The organism is Halomonas sp. BM-2019, assembly GCF_017584085.1.
This window is the reverse complement of sequence record NZ_CP071922.1, coordinates 2447067-2451538: the sequence shown is the minus strand read 5'-3', so window position 1 is coordinate 2451538 and position 4472 is coordinate 2447067. Positions and strand designations below refer to the sequence as shown.

Here is a 4472-nt window from a genome sequence, read left to right as displayed (position 1 = left end):
GTTCGACGAAGACCACGTCGCCGAGCGCCTGCTGGGCGTGGTCGCTGATGCCGATGGTCACGGTACCGTCACCGTTGTCGCGCACCCATTCGTGGCTCTCGGCGTAGCGCAGGTTGGCAGGAATTGAGCTCATCAGGATTTCCTATACGAAAAAGGTTTCTGTGATCGGGAATGCTAACGCCATCGGCGGCGTTTGGCGAGCCCGCCCTGGCGCTGGGGAGGGAGGAACTCGCCCGCTACCAAGGGTGGCCTGCCGCGCTGGATTCGTCCACCCGCGTCGCCGGCCCGGCCGGTGATGCCGCCTGGTGATGCGCGGAAGAATCGGCGCGGGAGGGCGGGCGGGTTGGCGGGTGGCCAGATGACAGGACCGTCCCTTGCAACGCGGCCACGCGGCGAGACGCCTGGCGCTCGGTGAGGCTATGCTGAGGGGGCTATGCTGCAGGGGATGTGGGGGCGGGCGACCAAGAGGTCGGCTCAGTGATGTTTCGTATCGGAAACCCGTGTGCCGTTCGGTTGCCAGGGTTGAGGCTTCGTTGTCACCTTCGGGTGGTATGCAGGTGGCAAGATCCGCTATGTTGCGAGGGTCAATCTGTTGATCCGTCGCGTGCCAGGGCCTGAAGCGGGATGATCCTCTGAAATGTTCCGGTGGAAGCGGTGGATCACAACAACAATCGCATAAGGGAGATTCATGTGGAAACCTTGAACAGCATTTTCAATGCTATCAACAGCGTGGTGTGGGGCCCGCTGATGCTGATCCTGCTGCTGGGGGTCGGCCTCTACCTGCAGATCGGGCTGAAGCTGATGCCGCTGCGCAAGGTCGGCACGGGCTTCAAGCTGATGTGGCAGGGGCGGGATGCCAAGCCGGCACCGGGCGTCAAGAAGACCAAGGAAGAGGAAGGCGAGATCTCGCCCTTCAACGCCCTGATGACGGCACTCTCCGCCACCATCGGCACCGGTAATATCGCCGGCGTGGCCACCGCCATCGCCCTGGGGGGGCCTGGTGCGATCTTCTGGATGTGGATCACCGCGTTGGTGGGCATGGCCACCAAGTTCGCGGAGGCGGTGCTGGCGGTCCGCTACCGCGAGACCGATGCCACGGGCTACCACGTGGGCGGCCCGATGTTCTACATCAAGAACGGCCTGGGCAAGAAGTGGCTGTGGCTGGGCGGCGCCTTCGCCTTCTTCGGGGCCGTGGCGGCCTTCGGTATCGGCAACACCGTGCAGTCCAACTCGGTGGCCGATGCGCTGGACAGCACCTTCAATATCCCCCACTGGCTCACTGGCGTGGTGATCATGGTGCTGGCCGGGGCGGTGATCCTCGGGGGCATCAAGCGCATCGCTAAGGTGGCGGGCAAGCTGGTGCCGGTCATGGGCATCCTCTACATCCTGGCCGGGCTGCTGGTGCTGATCGTCAACGCCGGTCAGATCGGCGAGGCCTTCAGCCTGATCTTCTACTACGCCTTCAACCCGATCGCGGCGGCCGGCGGCTTCGCCGGGGCGGCGGTGATGGCGGCCATTCGTTTCGGCGTGGCCCGCGGCATCTTCTCCAACGAGGCGGGTCTGGGCAGCGCGCCGATCGCCCACGCCGCGGCCAGGACCCGCAACCCGGTCCGGCAGGGCATGATCGCCATGCTCGGTACCTTCATCGACACCATCATCGTCTGCACCATCACCGCCCTGGTGATCCTCACCTCGACGGTCTGGATCGACGGTGAGGCCGGGGCTTCGCTGACCGCCCTCTCCTTCGATGCGGCGCTGCCGGGCTTCGGCAACCAGATCGTGTCGGTGGCGCTGGCGATCTTTGCCTTCACCACCATCCTCGGCTGGTCCTTCTATGGCGAGAAGTGCTTCCAGTTCCTGTTCGGGACCCGCTCCATCATGCTCTACCGGGTGCTGTTCGTGCTGGCGATTCCGCTGGGCGCCATGGCCAACCTGGGTTTCATCTGGCTGATGGCCGACACCTTCAACGCCATGATGGCGATCCCCAACCTGATCGCCCTGGCGCTGCTGTCGCCGGTGGTGTTCAAGCTGACGAAGGACTACTTCGACGGCAAGGAAGTCCTGCCGGGCGAGGAGCTGGACCACGACAAGGGCTGAGGCCGGCCCGATGACGACGGGAGGTGCCATGGCACCTCCCGTCCTTGTTTCCGCGATCCGAAGACGAGGGAGAGAAGATGAGCGAACTCAAGCATACCCCGCTGCATGGGCTGCACCGGTCGCTGGGCGCCAGATTGGTGCCCTTCGCCGGCTACGAGATGCCGGTTCAGTACCCGCTGGGGGTGAAGAAGGAGCATGAGCACACCCGCAGCGCCTGTGGCCTGTTCGATGTCTCCCACATGGGCCAGCTGCTGTTGTGCGGGCCGGCTCCGGCCGAGGCGCTGGAGACCCTGGTCCCCGCGGATATCGTCGGACTCGAGCCGGGCTGGCAGCGCTACGCGCTGTTCACGGCCGAGGAGGGCGGCATCCTCGACGACCTCATGGTGGTCAACGCCGGCGACCACCTCTACCTGGTGGTCAACGCCGCCTGCAAGGAGCAGGACGTCGCCCATCTGCGGCGTGGCCTGCCCGAGGGGCACGAACTCGAGGTGCTCGACCGCGGCCTGATCGCCCTGCAGGGGCCGGAAAGCGCCGAGGTGATGACGCGGCTCTGCCCGGCGGCCTGCGAGCTGGTCTTTCTGCAGCACGGTCGCGTCGAGGTGTGGGTCAGCCGCAGCGGCTATACCGGTGAGGATGGCTTCGAGCTCTCGGTGGCCGCCGACCAGGCAGAGACTCTGGCCAGGCGGCTCCTCGACGAGCCGGAGGTGGAGGCGATCGGCCTGGGCGCCCGGGACTCGCTGCGCCTGGAGGCGGGGCTCTGCCTCTATGGCCACGATATCGATACCGAGACCACCCCGGTCGAGGCAGGGCTGATCTGGGCCATCGGCAAGCCGCGCCGCCGCGGCGGCGAGCGCCCGGGCGGCTTCCCCGGCGCCGACCTGATTCTTCACCAGATCGAGGCCAAGGACCATCGCCGCAAGCGGGTCGGCCTGCTGGGCGAAGGCCGGGCCCCGGTGCGCGAGGGGACTGAGCTGTTCGATGCCGAGGGCGAGGCCATCGGCGTCGTCACCTCCGGCGGCTTTGGGCCCAGCCTGGGCCAGCCGGTGGCCATGGGCTACGTGACGCTGGAGCACGCCGATATCGGGACTCAGGTGTTCGCCGAGGTGCGCGGCAAGCGCCTGCCGATGACGGTGAGCAAGATGCCCTTCGTGGCGCCGGGCTATCATCGCGGTTAGCCAATCGCTCGGATTTATACCGTTATCTTGCTTCCAGCCGCATCGCACGGACCCACGCCTCAGCGGTCGTGGATCCAGCGGAACGTCAGGCTGAGGCGCAGGCCAGGGATCCGCCGCGGCAGCAGGGCGTGCTGAAGCCATCGCTGGGTGCCGGGGCCCATTACCAGCAGGCTGTCGTGAGGCAGCCACGCATTGAAGGGCGCTGCGGCACCCGCGTCACCGGCAGGGGCCACGCCCGGCTTCCAGCGGAAGCGCAGCGGCCGCTCGGCTCCCAGTGTCACCGCCGCGATCAGCGGGTCGGGGCCGAGCTCAGGCTCGTCGTCGCTGTGCCAGCCCATGCGCTCGCCGCCGCCGGCATAGCGGTTCAGCAGCACGCTGTTGAAGCAGGCCACGACGCCCTGGGCCGCCAGGGCGGCGATCACCCGCTCCCGCAGGTCGGCCACCGCCGGATGCCAGGGATCGGGGGCGAAATCCCGGCCAGAGTAGCGGTAGCGGGCCGCGGGGTCGCCCATCCACACCTGGGTGCGGGGAATCGGGTGCTCGCGGCCGTAGAGGCGCAGGCTGGGGCGCTGCCAGGGAAGCTCGGCCTCGAGTGTGGCCAGCAGCCGCTTGGCATCGGGCTCCCCCATCAGGGGAGCCGTGAGCCACAGGGGCGGGTCGGGCAGCAGGATCTCGGTCGGCATCGACCAAGGATGCCACGGCGGTGCTGATGCGACGAGCCTCAGCCGACGAGCGCCAGGCTGGCCAGGGCGAACAGCAGCCCGAGCAGGGCGCCGGCCACCACATCGCTCAGGTAGTGCAGGCCGAGGCCGACCCGGGAGAGGGCGATCAGCAGCACCAGCGGGACCAGCCAGGGCGCCAGCCAGGGCAGATGGTTCGCGGTCAGCGCGAGGAACATCACCGCATGCAGGGTGTGGCCGCTGGGAAAGCTGTAGCGGTCGCGGGCTGGCTCGCGGCATCGCACGTTGCCGACGAAGGTGATGCAGGGTCGTTCGCGGCACAGCCGGGTCTTCACCAGTCGATAGACCGCGATGGCGGCCAGCGCCGTGAGGGTGTGCTGGACCAGGCGCTGCCAGCCGCCGGTCTCGTGCAGCAGCGGCTGGACGAGAATCAGCGCCACCCAGGCGGGCCAGTCGCCGAGACGACTGGCCAGGCGCAGCAGCCCCAGCCAGGGACGATAAAGGGTGAGCCGGCCGAGGC

Annotated in this window: 4 protein-coding genes and 1 pseudogene; 2 read left to right on the top strand and 3 right to left on the bottom strand. The window is 67.8% G+C overall.

Annotation, left to right across the window (positions count from 1 at the left end; all coding sequences use genetic code 11):
• Positions 1–133 (bottom strand): annotated as a pseudogene (locus J5F18_RS12225) (glycine cleavage system protein H); the annotation flags it as partial.
• Positions 134–690: 557 nt separating this feature from the next.
• Between J5F18_RS12225 and J5F18_RS12220 the strand changes: the two are divergent.
• Together J5F18_RS12220 and gcvT are read left to right on the top strand one after the other, a co-directional pair.
• Positions 691–2097, top strand: coding sequence for a sodium:alanine symporter family protein (locus J5F18_RS12220; RefSeq protein WP_346298898.1), 1407 nt, complete (start codon positions 691–693; stop codon positions 2095–2097).
• 77 nt (positions 2098–2174) lie between these two features.
• Complete coding sequence (gene gcvT / locus J5F18_RS12215) at positions 2175–3272, top strand: glycine cleavage system aminomethyltransferase GcvT (RefSeq protein ID WP_346298897.1); 1098 nt, start codon at positions 2175–2177, stop codon at positions 3270–3272.
• Positions 3273–3331: 59 nt separating this feature from the next.
• Here the strand turns inward: gcvT and J5F18_RS12210 are convergent, their stop codons facing one another.
• Together J5F18_RS12210 and J5F18_RS12205 are read right to left on the bottom strand one after the other, a co-directional pair.
• Entirely contained in the window at positions 3332–3955 is a 624-nt protein-coding gene (locus J5F18_RS12210) for an alpha-ketoglutarate-dependent dioxygenase AlkB (RefSeq protein WP_346298896.1), read from the bottom strand.
• Between the two features lie 38 nt (positions 3956–3993).
• Positions 3994–4472: phosphatase PAP2 family protein (locus tag J5F18_RS12205; RefSeq protein WP_346298895.1), on the bottom strand; the 479-nt coding region annotated here is incomplete at its 5' end.

What these genes read in the sequence shown, in the direction of transcription:
- gcvT (WP_346298897.1), top strand. Translation starts at nt 2,175, where the DNA reads ATGAGCGAACTCAAGCATACCCCGCTGCATGGGCTGCACCGGTCGCTG.
- J5F18_RS12210 (WP_346298896.1), bottom strand. Translation starts at nt 3,955, where the DNA reads ATGCCGACCGAGATCCTGCTGCCCGACCCGCCCCTGTGGCTCACGGCT.